The 26,606-nt window shown below is 37.7% G+C and carries 25 protein-coding genes and 2 riboswitches; of the genes, 4 read left to right on the plus strand and 21 right to left on the minus strand.

Features of this window, described 5'->3' with window-relative positions:
* Window positions 1-357 precede the first annotated feature (357 nt).
* The 13 genes from AC3WJG_RS25805 to AC3WJG_RS25865 form a co-directional block, all read right to left on the minus strand.
* A complete protein-coding gene (locus tag AC3WJG_RS25805; protein ID WP_051421155.1) occupies window positions 358-1,371 on the minus strand; it encodes a C40 family peptidase in 1,014 nt (337 codons plus the stop codon).
* 32 nt (window positions 1,372-1,403) lie between these two features.
* Complete coding sequence (locus tag AC3WJG_RS25810; RefSeq protein ID WP_028410336.1) at window positions 1,404-2,477, minus strand: dipeptide epimerase; 1,074 nt, start codon at window positions 2,475-2,477, stop codon at window positions 1,404-1,406.
* Between the two features lie 60 nt (window positions 2,478-2,537).
* Window positions 2,538-3,704 carry a DUF819 family protein gene (locus AC3WJG_RS25815; protein ID WP_337134661.1) on the minus strand — a complete coding sequence of 389 codons (1,167 nt, stop codon included), beginning with the start codon at window positions 3,702-3,704 and terminating at the stop codon, window positions 2,538-2,540.
* Between the two features lie 93 nt (window positions 3,705-3,797).
* On the minus strand, window positions 3,798-4,121 hold the full coding sequence (locus AC3WJG_RS25820; RefSeq protein ID WP_028410335.1) for a DUF3870 domain-containing protein: 324 nt from the start codon (window positions 4,119-4,121) through the stop codon (window positions 3,798-3,800).
* 360 nt (window positions 4,122-4,481) lie between these two features.
* Window positions 4,482-5,219, minus strand: a complete 738-nt coding sequence (locus AC3WJG_RS25825) for a glycerophosphodiester phosphodiesterase (protein ID WP_098332996.1) — start codon at window positions 5,217-5,219, stop codon at window positions 4,482-4,484.
* Window positions 5,220-5,305: 86 nt separating this feature from the next.
* Complete coding sequence (locus AC3WJG_RS25830; protein ID WP_098250177.1) at window positions 5,306-6,646, minus strand: ABC transporter substrate-binding protein; 1,341 nt, start codon at window positions 6,644-6,646, stop codon at window positions 5,306-5,308.
* Between the two features lie 13 nt (window positions 6,647-6,659).
* Window positions 6,660-7,472: a carbohydrate ABC transporter permease gene (locus AC3WJG_RS25835; protein WP_028410331.1), complete on the minus strand. Its 813-nt coding sequence runs from the start codon at window positions 7,470-7,472 to the stop codon at window positions 6,660-6,662.
* Complete coding sequence (locus tag AC3WJG_RS25840) at window positions 7,469-8,404, minus strand: carbohydrate ABC transporter permease (RefSeq protein ID WP_060745420.1); 936 nt, start codon at window positions 8,402-8,404, stop codon at window positions 7,469-7,471. The genes AC3WJG_RS25835 and AC3WJG_RS25840 overlap by 4 nt, the downstream gene beginning before the upstream one ends.
* Window positions 8,401-9,516, minus strand: a complete 1,116-nt coding sequence (locus AC3WJG_RS25845) for an ABC transporter ATP-binding protein (RefSeq protein ID WP_028410329.1) — start codon at window positions 9,514-9,516, stop codon at window positions 8,401-8,403. Before AC3WJG_RS25845 ends, AC3WJG_RS25840 begins: the two co-directional genes overlap by 4 nt.
* A gap of 20 nt (window positions 9,517-9,536) precedes the next feature.
* Window positions 9,537-10,115 carry a glycerol-3-phosphate responsive antiterminator gene (locus AC3WJG_RS25850; protein ID WP_025753238.1) on the minus strand — a complete coding sequence of 193 codons (579 nt, stop codon included), beginning with the start codon at window positions 10,113-10,115 and terminating at the stop codon, window positions 9,537-9,539.
* A gap of 242 nt (window positions 10,116-10,357) precedes the next feature.
* Complete coding sequence (bioB, locus tag AC3WJG_RS25855) at window positions 10,358-11,353, minus strand: biotin synthase BioB (protein WP_028410328.1); 996 nt, start codon at window positions 11,351-11,353, stop codon at window positions 10,358-10,360.
* A gap of 147 nt (window positions 11,354-11,500) precedes the next feature.
* Entirely contained in the window at window positions 11,501-13,726 is a 2,226-nt protein-coding gene (locus tag AC3WJG_RS25860) for an alpha-galactosidase (RefSeq protein ID WP_098250175.1), read from the minus strand.
* Window positions 13,727-13,745: 19 nt separating this feature from the next.
* On the minus strand, window positions 13,746-14,291 hold the full coding sequence (locus AC3WJG_RS25865) for a hypothetical protein (RefSeq protein ID WP_225049940.1): 546 nt from the start codon (window positions 14,289-14,291) through the stop codon (window positions 13,746-13,748).
* A gap of 322 nt (window positions 14,292-14,613) precedes the next feature.
* On the opposite strand from AC3WJG_RS25865, the gene AC3WJG_RS25870 reads away from it, so the two are divergent.
* Window positions 14,614-15,927, plus strand: a complete 1,314-nt coding sequence (locus AC3WJG_RS25870) for an APC family permease (protein WP_328249655.1) — start codon at window positions 14,614-14,616, stop codon at window positions 15,925-15,927.
* A gap of 132 nt (window positions 15,928-16,059) precedes the next feature.
* On the opposite strand, the gene AC3WJG_RS25875 is transcribed toward AC3WJG_RS25870, so the two are convergent.
* From AC3WJG_RS25875 to AC3WJG_RS25900, 6 genes are all read right to left on the minus strand, one after another.
* Window positions 16,060-16,194 (minus strand): hypothetical protein, encoded by a 135-nt coding sequence (locus tag AC3WJG_RS25875; protein WP_255256646.1) that lies wholly within the window; start codon window positions 16,192-16,194, stop codon window positions 16,060-16,062.
* Window positions 16,195-16,330: 136 nt separating this feature from the next.
* Window positions 16,331-17,122, minus strand: coding sequence for an EcsC family protein (locus AC3WJG_RS25880; RefSeq protein ID WP_060745424.1), 792 nt, complete (start codon window positions 17,120-17,122; stop codon window positions 16,331-16,333).
* Window positions 17,123-17,146: 24 nt separating this feature from the next.
* Window positions 17,147-17,752 (minus strand): DedA family protein, encoded by a 606-nt coding sequence (locus AC3WJG_RS25885; RefSeq protein WP_060745425.1) that lies wholly within the window; start codon window positions 17,750-17,752, stop codon window positions 17,147-17,149.
* Window positions 17,753-17,911: 159 nt separating this feature from the next.
* A complete protein-coding gene (gene ytvI, locus AC3WJG_RS25890; RefSeq protein ID WP_013055188.1) occupies window positions 17,912-18,943 on the minus strand; it encodes a sporulation integral membrane protein YtvI in 1,032 nt (343 codons plus the stop codon).
* 213 nt (window positions 18,944-19,156) lie between these two features.
* Entirely contained in the window at window positions 19,157-20,416 is a 1,260-nt protein-coding gene (gene gltT / locus AC3WJG_RS25895; protein WP_028410322.1) for a glutamate/proton symporter GltT, read from the minus strand.
* A 106-nt stretch (window positions 20,417-20,522) separates the two neighbouring features.
* Window positions 20,523-20,662, minus strand: a riboswitch (cyclic di-AMP (ydaO/yuaA leader).
* A 273-nt stretch (window positions 20,663-20,935) separates the two neighbouring features.
* Complete coding sequence (locus AC3WJG_RS25900) at window positions 20,936-21,760, minus strand: undecaprenyl-diphosphate phosphatase (protein ID WP_045295304.1); 825 nt, start codon at window positions 21,758-21,760, stop codon at window positions 20,936-20,938.
* Between the two features lie 458 nt (window positions 21,761-22,218).
* Here AC3WJG_RS25900 and AC3WJG_RS25905 point away from each other — a divergent pair, with 458 nt between their 5' ends.
* The 3 genes from AC3WJG_RS25905 (at window position 22,219) to AC3WJG_RS25915 (ending at window position 24,754) form a co-directional block, all read left to right on the plus strand.
* Complete coding sequence (locus AC3WJG_RS25905) at window positions 22,219-22,509, plus strand: hypothetical protein (protein WP_013055185.1); 291 nt, start codon at window positions 22,219-22,221, stop codon at window positions 22,507-22,509.
* An 81-nt stretch (window positions 22,510-22,590) separates the two neighbouring features.
* Window positions 22,591-22,705, plus strand: a riboswitch (TPP riboswitch).
* A 113-nt stretch (window positions 22,706-22,818) separates the two neighbouring features.
* Entirely contained in the window at window positions 22,819-24,588 is a 1,770-nt protein-coding gene (gene thiC, locus AC3WJG_RS25910; protein ID WP_016762883.1) for a phosphomethylpyrimidine synthase ThiC, read from the plus strand.
* Window positions 24,566-24,754: a hypothetical protein gene (locus AC3WJG_RS25915; RefSeq protein ID WP_028410320.1), complete on the plus strand. Its 189-nt coding sequence runs from the start codon at window positions 24,566-24,568 to the stop codon at window positions 24,752-24,754. The genes thiC and AC3WJG_RS25915 overlap by 23 nt, the downstream gene beginning before the upstream one ends.
* Window positions 24,755-24,939: 185 nt before the next feature.
* Here the strand turns inward: AC3WJG_RS25915 and AC3WJG_RS25920 are convergent, their stop codons facing one another.
* Together AC3WJG_RS25920 and AC3WJG_RS25925 are read right to left on the minus strand one after the other, a co-directional pair.
* Window positions 24,940-25,395 (minus strand): VanZ family protein, encoded by a 456-nt coding sequence (locus tag AC3WJG_RS25920; protein ID WP_225049939.1) that lies wholly within the window; start codon window positions 25,393-25,395, stop codon window positions 24,940-24,942.
* A 259-nt stretch (window positions 25,396-25,654) separates the two neighbouring features.
* Window positions 25,655-26,551, minus strand: coding sequence for a cation diffusion facilitator family transporter (locus AC3WJG_RS25925; RefSeq protein ID WP_014461808.1), 897 nt, complete (start codon window positions 26,549-26,551; stop codon window positions 25,655-25,657).
* Between the last annotated feature and the right edge of the window lie 55 nt (window positions 26,552-26,606).

The raw sequence follows: 26,606 nt of genomic DNA on the forward strand, positions 1-26,606 counted from the left end.
AAAAATAAAAATTAACGTTGACGTTTGTCGCTTTGTTCAGTTTTCAAAGTTCAACCGCCGCTCTTAAGCGACTTTATTATCTTATCAAGTTATTAACGTAATGTCAACAACTTTTTAAAATTCTTTTTTCAGCTTCGTTGTTACGAGTATGTCTCAACGACGCTTTATAATATTATAACGCTTTTCATATAAAGTCAATATGTTTCAAGAAGAAAAATGATTTTTTTCTCTTGTTTAACTTCTTCCCTTACTGAGAAGTAGTTAAACGTAAATAAACTAAATTTTCTAATTTTTTAACTATACTCTATATTAAAAAAGAAGCCCTTCACAAAAAGAGCTTCTTTCTTATCTTACTGATTAAGGTAAATAACGACGTGCACCTGCATACTCTTCAATATATCCCTTCGTGTTTAAAGGAATAATCTCTACTGTCCGCTCGGAGTTCGGCGAATGAATCATCATGCCCTCTCCCGCATACATTGCTACATGGTGAACGCTTCCTTTTCCTTGGTTATAGGCAAAGAACAATAAGTCTCCAGGTTGAAGGTTGTTCTTATCTACTGGTTTCCCTGCTCGAGACTGTGGCCCTGAGTCACGTGGAATCGTAATACCATGGGATTGGTACATCGTAAACGTAAATCCAGAGCAGTCAAATCCAAAACCGCTCATGCCAGCCCATAAATATGGAAGATTTAAAAATGCCTTTCCACTTTCAACAAGCTCCGTGCCAGTTGGTACAGGAATATCTTTTTGAGACGCGTAGATTTTTCCTGCTTTTGTAGAAATCCATGCTGTCTTTCCATTTGGTTTTAATACTTTATATGCACTCTTTGACTTTGCCAAGAGAGGTAAGCGCGTATTATAGCTAACTTCAATACCTTTCTTTTTCAAAGAAGGCGAATGATATAGATAAGTAGTCGGAGCCGTCACCATTACAAAAGGCTTCTTTGCATACTGTTCGTACCTTTTGCTATAGGTTAATTGTTTAGTAGGCATCCATCCGGGATATCCTAATTCATTTCGAGAAGTAGGCTGTCCGTCTACCGCTACTTTGACCCAGTCTCCTTGTTCGTCTAAAACCGTTACTTTGTTTCCATATAACGCTTGTGTCTCAAGCATCCCATCGCTAGATAACTGCTGCTTCTGTTTCAAATTCATCGATGTGGTCCACTTTCTCATATCTACAGGATTAGTAGCTGATGGAGCGTCCACTTCACGCAAGATGTTTGGTGCTGTCCACAGAGTAGCTGCTGCGACATCTATATAAGCAGTTTCTTTTTCTTCAGAAGCATGAACAGAAGGAACTGCACTGACCCCAAATGTAGCTAAAATAACTATTGTTGCCGTCAAAAACCAACGTTTTATATTCATCGTCTCTCTCCTTCTACTATATTACTATCCTTTTATTTTGAGATAGGAACGGTAATTTCTCCTATTCCAGGAAGATCTGATAAGAAAACCTCTTGGCCGCTGTACTTTAACACATCCAGTTCCGTTGAAAGCCAAAGAGGAGCATCTAAGTCAAAATATGTGATATTCGGATGAGCGGCTGCCAGATGAGCAGCTGCTCCCACGGAAAGTGATGGTTCCATCATGCTTCCAATCATACATGCAACACCGTTCGCCTCAGCAATACTTGCGATTTTTCTTGCTTCATTAATCCCTCCGCACTTCATTAGCTTAATATTCAAAAGATCCACGTACCGCCCGCTTACAAGCCTTAATGCATCTTTGGCAGAAAATAGACTCTCATCTGCCATAATGAGTACATTTACTCGTTCAGTCACAAACTTTAATCCTTCCCAATCATGAGCAGGGACAGGTTGTTCTACCAATTCAATACCAAAGTTGAGAGTTTCCATTTTATTAATTAATTGCACTGCTTGTTTTGGAGTCCATCCTTGATTTGCATCCAAACGAAGTTTTACATGATCCGGAATGACAGATCGAATATGTTTAATACGCTCAAGGTCTAGCTCAGGAATTGAACCTACCTTTACTTTTAAAATGTCAAATCCGTCCACTGCACTTTTTTGTGCGTCTTCAGCCATTTTCTCAGGTGTATCAACACTTATCGTCATACACGTAGAGATAGGCTGCTTATCGCCCAAGAAAGCATATAAAGGAATGTTGAGAAACTTTGTATAAGCATCATGCAAAGCGATATCAGCAGCTGCTTTAGCACTTGAATTGTGAATACAGCAGCTTTGAATTTTTTTTAAGAGTTTTTGAAACTGACGTATATCCTCCCCTATTAGCGCTAGTTTAATAGGTCCTTGAAGTGCGGCTTGAATGCCTTCTAAAGAATCGCCTGTAATAACATATGTTGGCGAAGCCGCTCCTTTTCCTTTTATTCCGTTTTCTAACTGAATCTCTACACTTATGCTGTCTATCTCTGTTGCTGTTCGAAGCGCTGTTTTAAACGGAACGAGCAGTGGAACGGTTTGATGCTTTACGGTTATGTCTTTAATTATCATTTCAATCGCTTCCTTTCGATTCAGCACAAATATTCTTTCATACGTATTTTTGATTTATTCTTAGATCGCCCCTAAAATTTTGGCGATCATCATACCAAAATAAGTACCTAAGAAGGAACCCATCAGAGCCATAATGACTCCTACCGGAATCAGTGCATGGTTATAGGCAGCTGCAAGCATTGGAGCAGACGCCATTCCACCAATATTAGCTAAACTTGCTACTCCGAGCGTAAATAAATCATATTTAAATAGTTTAGCTAGCAACAGCATGATCACTAAGTGCACGAACATAATGAGAAAACCAGATACTAAGTAAATAGGAGCCTGAGCTAAATTTGAAAAATCTGATTGAGAAGCAATTAACGCTACAACGATGTATAACATAACGTTTGATACATCGAGCGTACCTGGAATTTTTGCCGCTGGGGTTACAGCAAGCACTAGACCAACCACAGAAGCAATCATAATCGTCCAGCTCGTTGCATTAATAACCGCTCCCACTTCAGGCAAACGCCCTCCGATAAATGTAGAAAATGCTGAAACGAACAAACCTAGACCAAGTAAATAAAGAAGATGCTGAAACTGCGGGCCTTCTTTTTCGCTTTCAGAAGTTGCTGCGACTTCATCTATACTATTCTCAATAAAGCTGACGTCTGCTTTTGTCCATTTATTAAATTTAGATGCAAATGGTACAAGCCAAAACATAAACATAACCCATACGGCGTAGTTAATCGTATCCATCATAAGAGCGTAGCCAAATATATTTTCTGGAACATCCAAAATTCCTTGGAGAGCAACCATGTTAGCTGATCCTCCGGTCCAACTTCCTGATAAAGCACCAAAAGCTTTCCACGTGTCCTCTACATAGAAATTCTTAAAGATGGCATAGACGAGGATAAAACCTACCATTATGCTAAAAACCGCAACGATGAATCCTCCGAGCATTCGTGGACCAAGTTTAATTACGCTTCGAACATCACACTTTAACAGCATAAGCATCAGCATGGCCGGAAGCAGTGCATTTTTAACGCCCGTATACATGGCGACATTTGATTCGCTATCCCCAAATACCCCTGCCGTTTGCATAAGAGCAGCTCCTATATAAATAAGTACAATACCCGGGATAAATTTAAAAAATCGATTGGCTTTAAATCTTTTTTCAATCCCTACCATGAGCGCAGCAAATGCAGTTAACACACTCACATACATAAATCCATCTTGAATCATTTATTCTTCCCCCTTCATCTCCACGAAAATGTTTTTATACAAAACAAAATCCAGCCCAACGTTTGAAAACGTCAGGCTGGATTTCGTCTAGGTCTATGTAGACAAAGCAGCTGTTATTTGCTGATATTTTTTCTGTGCATCATGAAACGCTACCACCAGCGCTTTTTGGGAAGAACCGAAATAGCGGCTGTTAATTTCGTCTATAAGGGTGGGATCACTTATGTGACGTCCAATAAAAATCGATTGAACAAATCGAACGGTCAACTCAATCGTCGCTGAACATTCCACATCAATAATTTTCCCATTTGTTTTATCAACTACCAACCCTAAAAAATACTGATTGAATTTTTTAGTAATCGGATTGCTTTGAGGAGCTTTGGCATCTCCAATAATATAGATAGTATCTTGATCATACATGATTTTTTATTCCTCCTAAAAGAGATAACAGACGATGCTAGGGACCGGCAAATGAACGTTTGCGGAGCTACGCAACATGTATTCGCTTTCATAAGGAACATTATAATCTATTCTCAATATATCATCTATAAAACAATTTCACAATATAACTTTTATACTATTCAGAATAAAGTGATATTTTTTTCAAAAAAAGAGATTGAGACATAACAAACTTAATCCAACTAAAGACATACAAATGGGATACATAAGCTGAACCGCTTGTTACACTGCAACAAAAAAACGAACCACTAATCAAACATGTTGATCAAGGGCTCGTTTTTTACTGTGGGTCAAGTAATTTTGTCCCGGCTTCTTTCTACGTCATCCTTTGAACATGGTAGAGGAAAAACGGTTAGGGTAATCTGTCATCACTACTTTTACTGAAGCCTGCTGGAGCTTCAAAAAGTCATTCATTTCATTGATTGTATATACCCGTAAGTCTAATCCTTCTTGCTTTGCTTTTTTCCCGTATGAAGAAAGAGCAAACGACATATCACAGTGTAGGTGCGCTCCTATCGATTTTGCTTTTCCAATCGCATCTTCGCTCACCCCTTCAAATAAAAAACCTGTTGGTATATATGAATGGAGAGATCTCACTTTAGCCAAGCTATCATAGTTAAAAGATGACAAAATAACCTGATCTTCTAAATCAAACTCATCGATTAGACGAAGAACTTTTTCTTCAAGTTTTGGATAGTAAATTCGGTCATTTTTTAATTCAATATTCACCGTTAATTTTGTCTTTTTGTCCATCATCCACTCAAACACTTCTACTAATGTCGGAATCGATTGTTTAGAAAAACGAGAGTCATACCAACTGCCAGCATCGAATAAACGCAGCTGTTTGTATGAAAATTCTTGAACATACCCCATTCCATTGGTCGTCCTGTCAATCCGTTCATCGTGAATAACCACTATTTCCCCGTCTTTTGTTAATTGTACATCTAATTCAATACCTGCAACTTGCATTTTCCTAGCTTCTTCAAATGCAATCATTGTATTTTCAGGATATCGTCCGCTAAAGCCGCGATGCGCATAAAGATCAATTGAACTATTCATTATCCTCTATCTCTCCTAACTAGTCATTCACTAAGTAAAAAGCTCGTCCTCAAAATAACTTGAAAGACGAGCTTCGTAATCATACGTTATTTTTGATTGGCTACTTCTAATGCTCTATTTGTTTCTTTTGCTGCTTGATCAAGCGCTTTTTTTGGCTTTACTCCTTGATATAGGCTTTCCATCCCTGTTACTACTTTTTGACGAGATTCAGGAAACACAGAAATTAAAGCACCTTGCGTAGCTGGAGTAGCCTTTGTTTCACGAAGCTGATCAACCGTTACTTTTAACTGCGGATATTTCTCCCACTCTTTTTTCACAATATCTTGTTCATACGCTTTTGGGTTAACTGCAAAGTATCCACTTTCTACGTGCCATTTTGCTTGAACTTCTGGTGTTGCTAAATATTTCATGAAGTCCCAGGCTGCTTTTGATGTTTCATCACTGATTCCTTTAGACATCCATAAAGATGCTCCGCCAATAGCTACTCCTTGGCGATCCTCCTCTTTTGGGACAGGAATATAAGATACGCCTACATCAAATGGAGCATTGTCTACTAGTGTTTTAATACCTGCTGATGAGTCCAGGAACATTGCAATTTTTTTAGATTGAAATGCTGCGCGCATATCATCCCAGTTTTGTCCTACATTGTAGAATGTACCTTCTTTATACATATCATTGATTAAATTAAATGCGTTTTGTCCTTCTTTTCCATTAAATACTGCCTTCTCAGCATCACCTTTACGGCCGTTTTCGTGATCTACATACAAGCCGCCTTGAGAAGCAACTAGCTCTTCAAAGAACCATCCGTAATTTAGAATTGAAAAACCGTATTGCGATGTTTTATTTCCTTGTTTTTCTGTTAATTTCTTTGCAGCTGCCTTTAATTCATCATACGTTTTTGGAGGGTTTTCAGGATCTAACCCTGCTTTTTTAAAAGCATCTTTATTGTAAACAAGAACAGGTGTTGAAGAGTTGAACGGCATTGAGTATTGCTTTCCATCTACTTGGTAATAGCTTGAAATGTTTTTCTCCCACTGTGAAGTGTCATAGTGGTCTTGATCGATAAACTTTTGAACAGGCTGAATCTTACCGCTGTCTATCATGAATTTTGTTCCCACTTCGAACGTTTGCATAATAGCCGGTGCATCCTTTGTTCCTGCTACTGTGTTAAATTTTGTTTGTGCTTCTTCATACGTTCCTTGGAAAACGGGCTTTACTTCCACTTTGTCCTGAGATTTATTGTACTCATCGACAATTTTATTGAGTGATTTTTCAAGGTCACCGCTCATAGCGTGCCAAAATACGACTTCTGTTTTACCTGATGCTGTTTTTTTTGTTTCTTGCGCTTCCGAAGAACCAGTTGAATTTGAGCAAGCACCTAGAATAACTAGCAAGCATGCCGTTACGATAGCCAATATCTTTTTCATCACATTCACTCTCCTATTTAATTGCACCTTGGGTTAATCCTTTTTGAAGACGTTTTTGACCTAGGAATAATAGTAATAATGTCGGTAAGATTACAACAACGACAGCGGCCATAACCACTCCCCAATCAGTTGAAATCTCCTGTGTTTGCATTTGCTTTAAACCAATCTGAACGGTACGAACATCCTCTGTATTTGTCACTAATAGTGGCCATAAATACATATTCCATGTTGTTAAAAAGCTATATACGCCAAGCGTAACTAGACTTGTTTTAGACACAGGGAGCACGACGTTCCAAAAGAAACGAAAGCGGCTGATCCCTGAAACTTGAGAAGCTTCATATAACTCATTCGGAATGGTTTTAAACTGCTGACGCAATAAAAATGTCCCAAACGCTAAAGCAAAAAAAGGAATCGTTAATCCTAAATAATTGTTAATCCATCCTAGCTTTTGTGCTGTTAAAAAGTTAGGAACCATCGTTGCTTCCCATGGAATCATCATCGTAGAAATAAAGAGAAAGAAAATAGCATCTCTTCCTTTAAATTTAATAAATACAAATGCAAAAGCGGCCAAACTCGAAACTAACAGCTGCCCGGCCATGACGAAGATAGACACTGCAAAACTGTTAATTAAATAATGAAGCAGCGGAACTTTTTCAAAAGCGTCCCGATAGTTTTCAAATGAAAAAGATGACGGCCAAATCTTTCCTTCCAACACTTCCGCTCCACTCATAAAACTAATGGAAAAAGCGTATAGGATAGGAAACATCAATACTAAAGTAGCTGCAATGAGTAACAAATAAGTTGTCCATTTTCTCGTGATGCTCATTGATAATGTACCTTCCTTTCTCCAAGCTTGAATTGAAGAGCGGTAACCAGTAGAATACAGAAAAATAATATTGTAGCTTGAGCACTTGCAGAGCCAACATTATAGTTTACAAATGCATCCTTGTAGATTGAATAAACAATGACATTTGTGGAATCTGTAGGTCCCCCTTTTGTTAAAATGTCAATTTGTCCAAACGTTTGAAACGCGTTAATAAATGAAACGGTGATAATAAAAAACAGCGTTGGCGAAAGCATAGGAAGCGTAATTTTACGGAGCTGATACCAATAGCTAACTCCAGCAATACGCGCATTTTCATACAGCTTCTCATCAATATTTTGTAACCCGCCAAGTAAAATTAAAAAGGTAAACCCAATGTTCATCCAAATTGTAGAGATAGACACAGCAACCAATGCATACTTAGGATCTAATAACCACTGCACGTCATGAATCCCTACAAGGTTTAATACTTTATTGATAACCCCGATTGTCGGATTATACATAAACATCCAAATCACAGAAGAAGCCGCTACGCTCATTCCCATCGTAGATGAAAACATTGTTCTGAAAAAACCAATTCCTTTCAGCTTTTCATTTGCGATTAGCGCTAGGAATAAGGCAATAATTAAGCCAATAGGTACTGTGTAGAGTACAAATAGAAAAGTAGCTTTCATACTTTGTAAGAAATTAGGATCTGTAAATAGATATGAGAAATTTTGCAGTCCTACAAAATTTAAGGGATTTCCCTGTGTGTCCGTAATAAAAAGACTTAAATATAATGTCTTAATCATTGGGTAGAAAAGAAATACACTAAATAACAGTAATGATGGCAGTAAATAAGCTAGTCCAACAATGATAGTAGGCATTGTTTTTTTTTCTTTTGGGTTTGCTGAAACAGAAACAGGTGAGTTTGCTGTTTTGGTAACAGCACTCATACGAATGCCCCCTTTACAGTTAAATCTTCTGTTGATGGTTCGTAGTGCAAGCATGAACCTGTATCGCCATCAAATAAAAACAGGTGTTTTGGATCGATAAAAATAGGAACTCGCTCTCCCACCTTTATAGTCCATTGACCGTTCCACTTAGCCATCCACTGCTTGTCACCCATATGAAATGTAAGCAGTGTTTCCGTGCCTAGAATTTCCACATTGTCTACTTCCACAATAAAACTCGTATTATCGTTTGTCGCAAGCTGTATATGCTCAGGTCTCACTCCAACCACAACTTCTTTTTTACCGTTAAGGTTACTGTGTGGTGTACTCATAGAAATAGCTCTTCTATCTTCAAAAACTAGTAAGTTATTTTCTATAGAAACGTTTGATAAATTCATAGGGGGAGAACCTATAAAAGATGCTACAAACGTGTTCTTTGGTGCATTGTAAATATCAAGCGGACGTCCAACTTGTTGAATATTTCCTCCATTTAAAATCATCATTCGATCTGCCATCGTCATCGCCTCTGTTTGATCGTGCGTGACATAAATCATCGTAATACCTAACTTACGCTGAATCTGGCGAATTTCTGACCTCATCTTCGCGCGCAGCTTCGCATCTAAGTTTGATAAGGGCTCATCCATTAGGCAAATAGGCGAATGAGTAACAATAGCACGTGCAAGCGCTACACGCTGACGCTGTCCTCCCGAAAGCTGTCTAGGCTTTCTCTTTAGATATTCACTTAAACCAAGCATCTCTGCTGCTTCCCTGCAGCGCTTTTGCTGTTCTTGCTTTGAAATTTTCTTTGTGTGCAGGCCAAAAAGAATATTTTGTTCCACTGTCAAATGCGGATATAAGGCATAGTTTTGAAACACCATTGACAAATCGCGCTGACTTGGAAGCAGTTTATTTGCTTTTACATCTCCAATTAGTAGCTCTCCCTGCGTGACTTCTTCTAATCCGGCAATCATTCTCAGCATTGTACTTTTCCCGCATCCTGAAGGACCTACTAGTACGAAAAACTCTCCCGGCTCAATTGTGACGTTAATATCTTGAATAACATTTGTTTTTTGATCGTATGACTTCCCAATGTTAACTAGCTCTACTTTTTTCATTAAAAACGCTCCTTTCCCTCTCATTCATATTTTTTCCACAACCATGATTTCCCTGTAGAAACTGCCGTAGCCCCTGCTTTTAAAGCAGCCTGGATATGGCTTTCATTTTGAATGAGTCCACCTGTAATAATAGGAATACTTGTTTTTTTAACGACTTTCTCTATCATCTCCGGAATTAATCCTGGCATTAGTTCTAATGCATCGGGCTTAATATCTTGAACGGTTTTCAACCCTTGTGCTACCGCGTCTGTATCCACTAGGAACAGCCGCTGAATAGCAACCAGTCCTTCTTGCTTTGCGTAATTAATGAGTGAACTTTTAGTGGTTACGATACCTGTAGGTTTTACAAACTTAGCAAGGAATTTAAGCCCTTCTCGGTCATAGCTAATCCCTGGAATTTTTTCAACGTGTAAAAAAACCGTTCGATTATGCTGTTTGAGTAAATCTACATAGCGTTTAATCACACTAATATTGCCCGTTAATAAAAAGGCGGCCTGGATCTCTGTTTCTAAAAATTGTTCTAAATTTTTCGGGCTTTTAATGGATGCAATCAAACGGTCTTGCCCAAGCTGTTGTAAGAAATCTGCTTCCTTATTCAAAACGATGCCTTCCTTTCATTCACAAAAAACCACAAAAAACGCATAGGGTATTGATATAGACCTATTGTTTTTTGTGGTTTCTCAATTTCATAACCTTAGTAACTATTCACTTATCGTTCACATGTTTTATAATAATGGTTATTTATGAAGGAAATATAAAGAAGCTGTTGAGTTTTGTAAAAAAACCGTATAGTTCCTGTAAACCGCCTAAAAATCAAAAAACCGTTGATTTCTCAACGGCTTTACAGTGCACATTCTTCAATTTCAAATCCTAAATCTTCAATCAGACCCCAGTCAGCTGTAGGTTCTTGACCTTGAGTCGTTAAATAGTCACCTACAAAAATTGAGTTTGCAGCAAACAAACCAAGCGGCTGAAGTGATCTGAGATTGACTTCTCTGCCTCCTGAAATTCGAATTTCTTTCGTTGGATTTACAAAACGCATCATCGCTAACAGCTTTAAGCATTGCATTGGCTTTAACGCCTTTTTGTCTTCTAGAGGCGTTCCTCGAACGGCAACAAGAAAGTTGCATGGAATAGAATCTGCATCTAACTTTTTAATTTGAAAAGCTAGTTCCACGGCTTGTTCATTTGTCTCGCCCATTCCAAAAATCGCACCGGAACAAGGTGACAAACCTGCTTTTTTAGATGTAGTAACCGTATCGACTCGATCTTCGTAGCCATGCGTAGAACAAATATTGTCATAGTTATCAGCGTGAGTATTTAAATTATGATTATAGCGATGAACACCCGCCTCGACTAGTTCGTGTGCTTGATCATCTGTTAAAAATCCTAGACAGGCACAGATTTTCAAGTCGGTCTTTTGACGGATTTCTTTTACCGCTCCCACTACGTGCGCTACTTCTTTATCAGTAGGGCGGCGGCCTGACGCCACGATACAATATGTACCTGCTTTTCTTTTTTGAGCTTCAAAAGCACCTTCTACAATTTTCTCTTTTGTTAACCACGCATACTTATCAATCGGCGCTTCTGATACAATCGACTGCGAACAATATCCACAGTCTTCTGGGCATAAACCTGATTTAGTATTAATAATCATATTAAGCTTTACTTTTTTTCCATAATGATGATGACGAATTAAGTACGCGGCATTCATGACCTCTAACACTTCTTCATCCGGTACATGAAGAAGTTGAAGCGCTTCGTTATATGTAATTTCTTTCCCTTTAATAATAGACTGAGCAAGTGCTTTCCAATCTCTTAAACTTGTGGTTTCCATCGATTCCCCTCCACTTTAGTAAACTAAAAAAATATAAAGTTAACAATTATAACTAAAAGTTACCATTACTTCTCCTTTTATGTCAACACTGCATGAATAATAGTTAACTAAAAAAGCCACTTCTATGATATAGAAGTGGCTTTTTGCTTATTGCGCTTGCAGTGTATAAATAACCGATACAAAGTCTCCAGATTTTTCATCGTATGCTTCAACACCCGGATACTCATGAGTTAGAGCAATACCTGCGTACATGAGCTCATCTCCATAAGCTGTTTGATCTGTTTCCATCACTGTATATTCATAATCAGGATGAAGCCCTTTTAGCTCAATGCGTTCGTAAGAAGGATTTGGTCTAGACAATACTTGATAATAACCGATGATTGCCTGTTTTTGATCGGATGAAACAACCATCCAGCTCGTCACATTTCCCTCTTGTTCAAACGGACTTTTTAAACGATAGAATATGCCATTTTGAATAAGAGATCGGTGTTTTTTATAATACTGAATTTGTTGTTTTACGGTTTCTTTTTCATCTTCTGTCATCAGCGTAACATCTAACTCATAACCAAATGCGCCAAAATACGCAACGTCTCCTCTTGTTTCTAGACTTGTTACTCTGCGTACTTGATGATTTGGTACGGCCGATACGTGTGCTCCCATTGAACTGATTGGATAGGCAAAAGACGTGCCGTACTGAATTTTTAGACGTTCAATCGCGTCCGTGTTATCGCTCGTCCAAGCTTGAGGAGCATAATAAAGCATTCCCGGATCAAATCTAGCGCCCCCGCTTGCACATGATTCAAATAAAATATCCGGAAACTTCCTTGTTAGTCGCTCATACAAATCATACACACCTAAAATATAGCGATGTACTACTTCAAACTGACGGTTCGCGGGCAGCCCAACAGATCCAATTTCCGTTATATTTCGATTCATATCCCATTTTATATAAGAGATAGGTGCTTCACTTAAAATAGATTCCATTCGTTCATAGATATAATTCACTACTTCTTCTCGTGAAAAATCAAGCACATATTGATTTCGTCCATGAGACTGATGACGATTTGGCACATGAATCAACCAATCTGGATGCTTTTCATACAAGTTGCTTTGCTTTGAAATCATTTCAGGTTCAAACCATAACCCAAAGTCCATACCTAAATCCGTTACTTTTTGAGCCAATGACTTCATACCGCCCGGAAGCTTATTTTCATCTACAAACCAATCTCCAAGAGAAGTTGTATCATCGTTACGTTTACCGAACCAGCCGTCATCCAATACAAAAAGTTCAACGCCTAGCTTTTGCGCTTCTTTGGCAATATGTACAATTTTCTCTTCGTTAAAATCAAAATACGTCGCTTCCCAGTTATTAATTAAAACTGGCCGCTCCAAATCCCGCCATTTTCCTCTAGCAAGACACTTGCGATAAAGCTCATGATACTCTTGGCTAAGGCCGTTTAGCCCGCTATTTGAATAAGCCAGTACTAGTTCTGGTGATTGAAAAGTTTGTCCCTTTTCTAGTCGCCACTGAAAATCAAAAGGATGAATGCCCATCGTTATTCTTGATACATCATAATGATCTACTTCCACTTGTCCAAGAAAGTTTCCGCTGTATACAAGACTAAAACCATACGCTTCTCCACTGTGTTCAGTTGCAGCTGGATTCTTTAAAATTAAAAATGGGTTTTGCTGACTGCTGCTTGTACCTCTCGCACTAGAAATACTTTGAATACCAGGCTGAAGCATTCGTGTTTTCACGTGTCTTTCTCGAATCCACGCACCGGAAAGCTGAACCATCTCATAATTTGATGTAGGCAAATCAATGCTGCCGCTCATGATACGCAAAATATCGACTGGTTCTTCTCCTCTATGCTCAAATCGTGCGTGACGCGTAATAATATTCCGGTCTTCGTAAACGGTATACGTTAAAATAAGTGATGCATTGAGCAATTTATCAATCAGTTCAACTTCTACACTTGTGGCTTCACTCTCTTCTTCTACATATGTAGCAGGTAAGCCGTTTAATGGCTTCTTGCCTTTGTAAATTTTATGGTTATCGTATTCAAAATTTGTGATTCGGCTTCCGTTTTGCTGAAGAAGTTGATAGGCTGGCTCTCTGAAGTCTGTCGTTCCATAAGAAGGATACTCTTGTTTGATTGTTTCAAGAGAAAATGCTAGTTCTCCTTCATATACCGAAGCGCTAGCTCCTCTTGTTTCTACACGTAAAAAATGCTGAAAAGATAAACGGTGCTTAAGCTTTTTTCCATAGTACAAGTGACCTAGCTGCCCGTTTCTCAACACTGAAAAGATATAACTTACATCGCGTCCCTGCAGGTGAAATTCCTTTGTACGTTCATTAAATAAGATTCCCACTTTATTCCTCTCCTTACCATCAAATATCTAACGAGACATTTCCTTTTTCATCTATTGCCGTTGCATGCTCAAAAGCAGATGCTAGATTAATCTCTTTTCTCTCATACCATTTCGCTAAATCTTTGAATAACTCTTCTGTTTCAACCATTCTTGTGTCTATTCGCAGTTCAGTTTCATAGCTATGAAGAGACCATGTGCTTTCACTAAATAAAGTCATTTCTACATCTAGACACATGTCTTTCCAATTGGGAGCACACAGAATAGGATGATGCATGTCTGAACATGCAATGGTGTAGCGGTTAGAACCATTCTTATTCATAAAACAATGAACAAAAGAGGCATTCACATCGCCCTTACTAGTTTGTAAAGATTTATACAGTTGGATATCTAACAATGGAACGCTCCATTTTAATTTCATTTTTGGAAGAATTCTTTTTTTAACCGACTTGACCGTTAATTTAATAAAGTAAACACCATCTTTTTTTGTTTCATCCAATACGACATGCACACCTGGTTCCTTGTTTATCTCCAAGTTTATATAGGGTGTAGCAATCACTTCCTTCATCTCCTTCACCATCATTCTTAACTTTGTACACCAACAAAAAATGTAACCGCATTCAAAAATTTGTTTTCGTATTTATTGCAAGTAGATTACCCTAAACGAAGCTTTTTTACTTTCTTTCATTTTATGTAAAATACTTTCTAGACTCAATGGTAAAAATCAAAGTGAAAAAAAGCATTTTTTTGCTTTATCTAGCAATCAATTAAACGCTCTTTATCTCTTAGCGCGCAATTTTCTCTTCTTTTTCAAAAAAAGATGACAAACCTAACAATATAGTATAATAATAAATAATGCAGAATGATTATACACAGAAAGGATGACAAATATGAATCATGAACCTTCTCTTCTTAAACAACTAAAATTATGGCATATCGTCGTGATAGGGTTAGGCTACATGGCACCTATGGCCGTTTTTGATACATTTGGCATTGTAACTGAATCAACAGATGGACATGTTTCAGGCGCTTATGCATTCACGTTGATTGCTATTTTATTTACAGCCATTAGTTACGGAAAGATGGTAAAAGCTTTTCCCGGAGCTGGTTCCTCTTATACATACGCACAGCAAGTAATGAATCCAAGCATTGGTTTTTTGGTAGGATGGACGGCTCTTCTTGATTATCTATTTCTGCCAATGATTAATGCGCTTTTGACAAATATTTACCTAAGCTCTCTGTTTCCAGGTGTTCCAAAGGCCGTATGGATTATCAGCTTTGTTGTCATCATGACCATAATGAATATTTTCAGCGTTCATTTAACCGTTTCTTTTGGTACGCTATTAGTTGCTTTTCAAATTTTAGTCGCTATTATCTTTATTATTTTAAGTGCTACAGGTCAAGGCCAAGAGCTATCATTTAAACCGTTTATAAGTGAATCGGCCTCTATATCTCTGTTATTAAACGGAGCTGCTATTTTATGTTTTTCTTTTTTAGGATTTGATGCTGTAACCACTATGGCCGAAGAAACACTTAAGCCTGAGAAAACCATTCCTAAAGGGATTCTTATTATTGCGTGTACGGGAGGCGCCTTATTTATCACGGTTTCTTACTTTGCTCAGCTGCTTTTCCCTTCAGCCTCTTTGTTTCATGATTTAGAAGGTGCATCAGCGGAGATCGCTTATAAAATTGGGGGCCAGCTTTTTCAATCTATTTTTGTAGCAGCGGCCTTGACTTCAACTATTGCTTCTGGACTTGTCTCACATATGAGTGCATCAAGACTTCTCTATGCAATTGGGAAAGATGGTTATCTGCCTCGGAGAATTTTTGGCTATATTCACCCTAAAACAAAGACACCTGTTTGGAACGTGGTGATTATTGGTGGCCTCTCTTTAATTTCACTAGGTCTGTCTCTTGAAAAAGCTACCTCTTTAATTAATTTTGGTGCTTTAATTGCGTTCAGTTCGGTGAACATAGCGGTTTTTATCCATTATTTTATTCAACAAAACAAACGATCCTTCAGTGGATATATTTTATATGTACTTATGCCTTTACTCGGCAGTTTATTTTTATTTTTTATGTGGCTTAACTTAGAAAAAACATCCTTATTTATCGGTATTGTATGGAGTGTAATCGGAATTATTTATTTACTGATTGCCAGACGAAAAAATACTATTACCATTCCTACTTTTCATTTTGATTAAGGAAATAGGCTTAACACACCTCGACATATTTCCCCAGAAATAATGTCGAAAAAAAGTAATTGAGACATAAACAAATCAATCCCATCTAAACACGAACAAAAAAAAGGTAAACGATCTAATATGAATCGCTCGTTACACCGCTGTTGATTTTCGTGCCAGGCTTCGCTTTCCGCGGGCGGCCGTTGAGCCTCCTCGTCGCTTGCGCTCCTGCGGGGTCTCATCTGTTCCGCTTTTTCCGCAGGAGTCTTCGCCTTGCCCTCCAATCAACACTTAGAGGCAACTAAACACATGAAAGCTACATTTACTATATCAATAAAAAAATCCGAACGTATTTGATTCTCAACCAAGAATCAAACTCGTTCGGATTTTTCTTCAACTAAAATACTTTCGTACCAGTCTCTTTTTATTGTTGCGATTGTGAGACTTTTTCCAAAATACGTCTTTTACGATAAAGCATCATTCCAACTTCCCCTATATCGCTAATTGCTTGTTTGTTAATATACGCTCCAAATACCATTCCTGCTATAGGAATCATTTGGAAGAGCTTTTTCCAGCCCAAGTTGTCCCTGTAGGTTAGGAACACTTCTCTCCACCCTTGCAGCTGCTGCAAGCTCTGCGTTCGATTTCCGCTTGCTAATTCTTCTAAAATCGCACGTTTCCCTACAATGTCAGAAGACGAAAACTGCATGCATTTGACCATAAAAATTCGTTCCTCTTGCTCAGTGGGGTCGTACCCATAAGAAACAGCCACTTCTTGCAGTGTCTTAAGTGTAAGCCCTAATACAAAAGGAACATCAATCGCCAGTGTAAAAATCCCGCCTACCCCGGTTGTAGCTCCTTGAAGCTGTGCGTTCTTTTTTCGGACTTCAATAAAATGCTCTGCCAATTCATCCATTTCTTGCAGAGATAAATGCTGAATATCCTCTATCGAAAGCTGTTTCTTTTCTTGTAATTGTGCTGATGCTTTTTCTAGCGTGGCAGACGTATTAGCTAAATACTGGCCTCCATTATCAACATACTTAGCAATTTCATCTAATAATTTTTCTATTTTTTGATGAATGAACTTCGGCGTTACTTTATCTAAAGCTGAAAAAGGCAAACGAGCCAGCCGCTCCCAGAAAAAAAGTCCTTTTTGGTCTTTCTCCCACTTTTCAATTTTTCGTAACTCTACTCTTAACTGCTCATGCTCTGACATATCCTCACTCTTTTCCTCGATTTATCAGTTCTGCCCTACTTGTTTATTCCGCACATATTTAATGATAAAAAACAATGCAATTAAAACAACAATTCCGATTCCAATAGGCTGCATATATTGAGACACAATCGGCCCCACCTCTTTCCACTTAGGTCCTAACTTATATCCTAAATATACGTAAATAGCCGTTACTGGAAGCATCGCCACAAATGTATAAATAGAAAACAGCCATACATTCATTTTTGCCATCCCGCACGGAAAAGAGATAGCCGTGCGCACTCCTGGAATAAAGCGTCCAAAAAAAGCAACCCCGCTGCCGTACTTATTAAAAAAGCGATCGGCGGCGTCAATTTCTTTTTCTTTCACCAAAAAGTATTTTCCATATTTTAAAACCAGCGGTCGTCCACCGTAACGTCCCAGTGCATAAAGAGTCAACGGTCCACAAACACCGCCTACTGTACCTGCAAGGATAGCCAAATACAAGTTCATATCACCTTGGTACACCCAATACCCTACTAAAGGTAAAACAAGCTCTGCCGGGACAAATTCAAACGTTAATGCTAAAATTACGCCAAAATAAGAGAGCTGTTTTAGCGCTTCAATTAAAGAAAGTAAAACTGACTCTAACAAAAATTCTCCTCCTCATGTCATTAAATCTAAGACTGCAAAACTATAATTAACCGATTGATAGATAAAAACCAATGCGACATAGTTTTTTCCTTTCCCTCTTTACGTATTACGTACCACAAAAGTTTCAATAAAAAAAAGCGCTAGTTCTATCCAGCGCTTTTATAGTTTAAAGTTAATTTGAATAATACCTACTTTACGAAGAGCATCGTATAAAATAACTAAAGCCGGTCCTAAAAATAACCCGACAAAACCTAAAAGTTTAAATCCAATGTACAAACTAACTAGTGCAGCCAAAGGTGAAATACCCATATTTGTAGAAAATACTTTTGGTTCTACTACACGTCTTACTACCGTAATGACTCCAAATAGAATAAATAAGCCGATTGCTAATGAGTCATGCCCTTGCGTAAGAGCAAAAATCCCCCATGGAACGAGCACCGAGCCTGTCCCAAGGATTGGTAAAATATCGACAATTACAATTAATAAACTAAGAAGCGCGGTATACGGAACATCTAATAGCCAAAGCCCTACATAAGCCATTACAAACGTCATGACACTTAAGATAATTTGTGCCTTGATAAAACCAACCCCCGCTTGGATAAGCTGAGTGATGACAACTTGTAGCTTATATTTCGTTTCTTCTGTTAAAAATGACTTGATTTTATTTTTAATAGCAGGCAGCTCAAGGCTGATAAATACAAGCGCTACTAAATAAATAAGAAACTCTAATAGAAACCCAGGAACAGTAGCGGCAAAGCTAATGATAATTTCTACCGTACTTTTTAATAGAGAATCTAATGAATTTACGGTTTTTTCAAGCGTGCGCTCGATAGAAGAAATCACTTCTGTAGGAAGAGCGTTTGAATAGTATTTCCACTTAATAATAGTTGGATAAATCGCGGTTTCATAGATTTCTTTTACAAAGGAAGGCGCTATTTTTGAAAGAGCAACCACTTGCGTAACGATTGTCCGAACAATAAAAAATCCAATAAGTATGAGCGAAACAACATATAAAATGAAGGTCATAAGCACTGCATAGACTCTCTTCATTTTAAAAGATTGATGCAATTTTTGAACAATACCCTCAAGCGCTAATGCTGTTAATAAAGCAAACACAATCGGTAAACTGTAAGGGATTAACAAACATACGATTACTATCGAGGCGATGACCCATATTCGCTTTTTCCACATACTCTACTATCCCCCAACTAGCTAAGCTATCTCTATATTTATTGATAAAGAAAGGAACCAGTGACTGCTTTTATGTAAGAATAAAATTTGGATTTATTTATACCTGATGTTACATATTATAGGGTCAATTTCCATAATAATAAAGGAATTATTATGAAAAAAGCTACTTATTCTAATTTTTTGAATAGAATAAGTAGCTTTTTAATTTATAAATTAGCCGGCTCTCATGACCTCTGTACCTTTTTTAGGGTCAAATTTGCCTTCAGATTTAGACATTACAATTGCTGCTAGTGTGTTTCCTACTAAGTTAACCACCGTACGTGCCATATCCATGATTCTGTCTACTCCAGCAATGAAGGCTAATCCTTCTGCCGGAACACCGATTGTTCCAAGAGTAGCCAGTAATACAACAAATGATGTTCCTGGCACGGCAGCCATTCCTTTAGATGTAACCATCAATACAAGAATGAGCGTCAGCTGTTGAACGATCGTTAAATCAATACCGTACACCTGCGCTAAGAATAACGCTGCAATCGCTTGATAAAGAACGGAACCATCTAGATTAAATGTATAACCAATTGGTACAACGAACGATACGATAGCTTTTGGACAGCCCATCTTTTCAAGTTTTTCCATAATACGCGGAAGAACTGTCTCAGAACTAGATGTACTGTATGCTAACAACAGTTCATCTTTCATATAGCGGAACAAGTGGAAAATGTTAATTCCTGCCCATTTCGCGATTCCTCCTAATACAATAAGTAGGAAGAAAATTAACGCTAAGTAAACTAAGATAACAAGCTTTCCTAATGAAAGAAGTGACTCTAAGCCGAATTTTGAAACTGTTACACCAATTAAAGCAAATACACCAATTGGAGCCACTTTCATTACAAGGTTTACCACGTGAAACATTGCGTGAGAAACGCCGTCGAAGAATTGTACAACTGGCTTTCCTCTTTCCCCAATTGCCGCTACTCCAAGTGCAAATAACACTGTAAAGAAGATAATTGCTAGCATGTCTCCTTCAACAATTGACTGGAAAAAGTTTGTTGGAACAATGTGTAAGAACGTTTCAGCCACTGACTTTCCTTCTTGCTGTTTTGATGTTTCAACGTATTGTGAAATATCACTCTTCTGTGCTGAATGAATGTCTACACCTTGCCCAGGATGAAAAATATTAGCAACCAATACACCGATTATAATTGCAAAAGTCGTAATAATTTCAAAATAGAGAATGGTTTTAACGCCGAGCTTTCCGACCTGTTTACCGCTCCCTGCTCCTGCAACTCCAACGACTAAGCTTGAGATAACAATTGGAATAACAATCATCTTAATTAATCTTAAAAATAGGTCTCCTAGCGGCTGTAGGTATGTTACTACACGCGGATCGTTAAACCAAATTACCCCTACAAGAACACCGAGGATTAATCCGGTAAAAATCTGCGTAGCCAAACCAAAACGAATTTTTTTCATAGATGTACCTCCCCAAAGATGTATGACATTTGTATATACTTTTCTGAAAAAACAAAAAAAGACTATTCTTAAGAAAGAACAGCCTTTTACTTACGCTATTTTGGGCTCTTTCTCTCAATGAAGCAAACGGGGTTAACTGTCGGATTCGGAATTGAGAGTTTCCTACCTTTTGTAAGGATTCACCCCAAGGCAGCTTTACTGCCGATAATGATTCCCCCGCTCTATACGATTAAGCTTATTATTCAGTTTTTATAAAATTAAAACGATCTATACGTTGTCATACGTTTTTTACAGTCAATAAAACTAAACAGAAGTCTTACTTTTACTTAACTTTATACTGCACAAATATTAATTTACTATTTTTCGACACGTTTTGTCAATACCCATGTTTATAAAACGCTTTCAGAAGGCGATAATATATATTTATGCAAAAAAGCTATTGCACCATTGCAATAGCTTTTTCTTGCTCTTTGAGTCTCTATTAGAAGTTTAAGGGACTAAAGAACACGCGTGTTTATTTTATAAAAATACAAAATATAGAATAGCTGCTAACACAATTCGATATAGTGCAAACGGTACTAATTTGATACGATTAATTAATTTCAGGAAAAAGCGAATAGATATCAGCGCAAAAATAAAGGCGCTGATAAAACCGGCAATAAAAAACGGTAGTGCATCTGATGTGAAATACTGCCAGTTTTTAACCAATGAAAGTCCACTTGCTCCTGCCATGATTGGCACTGCCATAATAAATGTAAAATCTGCCGCTGCTTTATGGCTCATTCCAAGAAGAACTCCTCCTGAAATCGTTGAGCCTGAACGAGAAAAACCTGGCCAAAGAGCAATACATTGAAACAGTCCTATACCCAGTGCTTGTCCATAAGACATTTGGTCCACCGTCTCTACACGCGGACGTTTAGGTCCAAACAAATCTGCTAGAATCATTAATACAGCTCCGACTACTAAGCCAATTAGCACCGTATTTAAAGAAAACAAATGTTCATCAATGTAATCATCAAACAAAAGTCCTAACACTCCTGCGGGTAACAAACCAACAATTACCTGCATTAAATTCAAGCGATTTGTCGGTCCAATTGGAGCAGCTGGCTTTTTTCCCAATCCTAATAAATTAATGAAACGATCTTTAAAAATAACTACTACTGCTAAGATCGACCCTAGCTGAATAACAATTTTAAATGTATTAGCTACTGGAGATGAAAATAATTCTTTGGAATTCAACCATAGGTCATCCACAATAATCATATGCCCAGTTGACGAAACAGGAGCAAACTCTGTTAAACCTTCTACAATCCCTAAAATGATTGCTACAATAATTTCCCACATAAAGCTATGTACCTTGCCTTTCTTTCAAATTAATAAGCTTATCGCTTCGTTTTACATGCTCAACTATTTTCCTAATTTGACACTTGCTTTTTTATCATAATTGTTAAAACTATGAAATACAATGTGTATTTGCAAAAAGATAAGAATCTTTAATAATTTGTAATAAAAACCTTACATGCTATAATCAAAAAACACGATATCAGCTTTTATTTACTTTAGAAAGTAGTCACTATGTTCGGTATAAATTCCGGCCCCTTAGCTAAAAATGAATCATCTAGACTATTTTTCTTTAGTGTGAAAAAATGACTAAATCATTATGTTTTTTCCATCTCCTTTACTGTCATCTATCATTTTAATCAACTAATGCTTGCTTATACGGCATATCCCCTAAGTAATTTGAAACTTTTTTCTCTCTTTACTCGTATATAGTAGTATCTTTTTTAGGAGGCTTTTTACTTATGAATGGAAATGTACGTACAATGAAATGGGTCACTGCTGGGTATGAAGCCTTGCTGGGAATTCCTTTAATTGGCGCCGGGATTGTTATGGGCTTTAGTTATACTCCTCTTTTTATTGGATTTATTCTTCATGCTATCACGCTCATTTTAGCTAATAGACGAGGGTTATCTGCGTATGGAAACATACTAGGGATTGTTACTTCACTGGTTGCTTGGATTCCATTTTTAGGGTTTATCATGCATATTATTACAGCTATTGTGATTGCAATTGATGCCGCTAGACAACGTTAATTGTCTAGCTTTTTTTATTTAAGGGTTGATTTTTTACCGAATGATGGTAAACTTAAGCCGTAAATTGAATAATTTGAATGTTATTTCTACTAGGGGTGTCTGATAGCTCAGACTGAGAGAAGAGTGCAATAAAACTCTTTAACCCTTTGAACCTGATTTGGGTTATACCAGCGGAGGGAAGTAGTCTTGAAAAGAATAGTATATGTTTATTCTTTTTTCGCCTATTCCATCGGGTTCTGTCTATCACAGAACCCGATTTTTTTATGGTTCGGTATAGCTACACTTTATGCGAAACCGGAGGAATATGTAATGTCAAAACAAAACGTATCAGTTTCTATGAAAAAGCCTTTTCCAAACAGTCACAAAGTATATGTCCAAGGATCCAGAGAAGACCTTAAAGTGCCTATGCGTGAAATTCATCAGTCTCCTACTACAGGATCTTTTGGGGAAGAAGAAAATAGTCCCGTACGTGTATACGACACGAGCGGTGTTTATACAGATCCCTGTTATGAAATTAATTTACAAAAAGGATTACCGGCTCTGCGCGAAAAGTGGATTGCAGAACGAAACGATGTAGAAACATATCAAGGCCGTACGGTTCAGCCACAGGATAACGGTTATTATGATGGTGATCCAAGAGATCAGTACGAGCGCTTTATCACTAATCGTTTACCGTTGCGCGCGAAAAAAAATCAAAATGTAACGCAAATGCACTATGCGAAAAAAGGAATCATCACGCCCGAAATGGAATTTATCGCTATTCGTGAACAGATGGATCCTGAAGTCGTGCGTGAAGAAGTAGCAAGAGGACGTGCCATTATCCCTAATAATATCAATCACCCTGAGAGCGAACCGATGATTATCGGCCGCAAATTCCACGTGAAAATCAATGCTAATATCGGAAATTCAGCTATTCGTTCAGCTATTGAAGATGAAGTAGAAAAAATGACATGGGCAACGCGTTGGGGAGCCGATACAATTATGGATTTATCAACAGGAAAGGATATCCACACAACGCGCGAATGGATTATCCGCAACTCGCCTGTTCCTGTAGGGACCGTTCCTATTTACCAAGCGCTTGAAAAAGTAAAAGGTGTAGCAGAAGATCTAACGTGGGAAGCATATCGCGATACATTAATTGAACAAGCTGAACAAGGTGTTGATTACTTTACTATTCACGCAGGTGTTCTTTTACGCTATATTCCTCTGACAGCGAAACGTACGACAGGTATTGTTTCACGCGGAGGATCCATCTTAGCGCAGTGGTGTTTAGCTCATCATGAAGAGAACTTTTTATATACTCGCTTTGAAGAAATCTGTGAAATCTGTAAAGCATACGATATTTCTATTTCACTTGGCGATGGACTACGTCCTGGTTCCATTGCAGATGCTAATGATGAGGCACAGTTCGGTGAATTAGAAACGCTTGGTGAATTAACTAAAATTGCTTGGAAACACGATGTTCAAGTTATGATTGAAGGTCCTGGACATGTTCCTATGCACCTCATCAAAGAAAACGTAGATAAACAAATGGAAATATGCCAAGAAGCTCCCTTTTATACTCTTGGACCGCTTACAACCGACATCGCTCCAGGCTATGACCATATTACATCAGGTATTGGGGCTGCAATGATTGGCTGGTTTGGGACAGCTATGCTTTGCTACGTAACGCCAAAAGAACATTTAGGTCTGCCGAATAAAGAAGACGTTCGAGAAGGCGTTATCACCTATAAAATTGCTGCGCATGCCGCTGACCTAGCAAAAGGCCATCCAGGAGCACAAAAACGCGATAACGCGCTGTCTAAAGCAAGATTTGAATTTAGATGGAATGATCAATTTAACCTTTCACTAGATCCAGAGCGCGCAAAAGAATATCACGATGAAACACTTCCCGCTGAAGGTGCTAAAACAGCCCATTTCTGTTCAATGTGTGGACCTAAATTCTGTTCGATGCGTATTTCTCAAGATATTCGTAACATGGCTCAAGAAAATGAAAAAGATGTAAATGAAGTAAGAAAAGAAGGAATGAAAGAAAAAGCTAAAGAGTTTGTTAACAGTGGTTCAAATATCTATCAATAATGAAGTAGAACAGCTTAAAGAACAAATTAAGCAGCTTGAAAGAAAGTTATTATTTGTTCAGCAAAATTGTCAGCATATTATCGTTGAATCCTCACATTCTTCCGTAAGACGCTGCATTAAGTGTTTCTATCAACAAGAAGCAGAAGCTGAGCCAAAAGTATTTTAGTTGAAGAAAAATCCGAACGAGTTGAATTCTTGATTAAGAACCCAGCTCGCTCGGATTTTTTCATTGGTAGGGTGAACGTAGATTTCATGCATGTAGCAACCGCGATGTAACAAGCTATCCATACTAGCTCATTTATCCCATTTGTTCGTCTTTAGATTGGATTAATTTCATTACGTTTCTCAAGTTCATCTTTTTTTGAAACGTGCTTTCAGCATGTTCTTAATCCAATATAGTATTTTAATAATAACCCAGCCTATAAATGTACCTAGCGTATTCAAAAAGATATCATCAATATCAAATACTCGTTCCGTTAGCTTGTACTGTAAAATTTCAATTAAAAAACTGATTAAGAAACCAGTCGTAAACACTTGGATAAAACCATCAAACCACTTCATAAACAAAGGAATAAACATTCCAAGCGGCGCAAACATTACGATATTTCCCAGTATATTTGTCACAGTAAGCATTATATTGCCGCTTTCCCACATCAGACGGATCGTACTAAATAAATCCAAGTTCATTGCTTTTCCGTAAACATGTTCGTTTTCCCGTATGAGCGTAGCATAAATGACCACTGCCCCATACGCAATAAATAGAATGAACATGACTTTTTTAACGATTGACCTGATGCTTACATTCACTTCAACATCACCTTCTTTGACTCCCAAAACCATTTATTATTATCTATATGTACCCGTCCACTGCTTTCATTCGTCGTGAATGCATTTACATGCTTTTTTATCCTATCACATCAATAAATAAATACAATTCCCTTTATACAATTTTATTAAACTTGATTCTTTATAAATAAAAATCCTCATTATTTTATGCTACTCATTTCATTAATTTCTACATATATAAATAATAAGAAGCAGCGAGTAGCACTTCGCTGCTTCTTATTTAATCTGGATAATAAGGATTCAAATGGATTAATACTTCCTGAATATTATCATGCTTTTTCATAAGTGTTGCTTTGATTTCTCGTCCTAAATCATGACCTTCCTTAATTGTTTTAAAGTGGTCAATTGAAATACGTACATCCACTAATATGTAATGGCCATGTTCTCTTGCTCGAACGCGATCAATCCGCTTCACATCTTCAAATTCATAAATGCTTTCTTCAAGTTCTTTCAGTAGCTCTTCATCAATATTGCCTTCCATTAAGATCTGAAAAGACTCTCCCATCATTTGTCTGGCAATGTTAAAAATTAAATAAGCAACAAAGATACTTGCTATTTTATCTCCGTATAACAGCAGTTGAACATCCATTTTATCACCAATAATGGATAATAAAACACCAATTGCCGCCGCAATAGAAGCAACAATATCTGCTTTATGATCAAATGCAATTGCCTCAATTGCCTTACTGTGGTGCTGCTTCGCTACGTTTAAAGAATAACGGTACAACAACACCTTTGCTATGTATGAAATAACTGCAATCCACATGGCTAAAATATTTGGAGATTCAACCGGATGGAATAAACCAACGACTCCTTCAAATACCACATAAAATGATACAAGCAATAAAATAATTCCTACAATCCCTGAGACAATTACTTCTGCTTTTCCATGCCCATATGGATGATCATCATCTGCCGGCTTATTTGCTACTCGTATAACCAACAAGACAATAATAGAGGCAAATACGTCCGCTGCAGAGTGAATACCATCAGCAAATACAGCATCACTATTTCCAATCCATCCTACTATTACTTTTCCTAGCGTAAGGGCAATATTGCTCCATACGCTAATCCATGCTACTTTTTTCGCAATGGACTCCCTTATACTGTTGTTCATTTCCACACCTCGACTTACTTCTTGAAAAATCAGCTTTTTTATCTTATCACTGCTC

This window comes from Priestia sp. FW507-14D1A, from assembly GCF_058781295.1.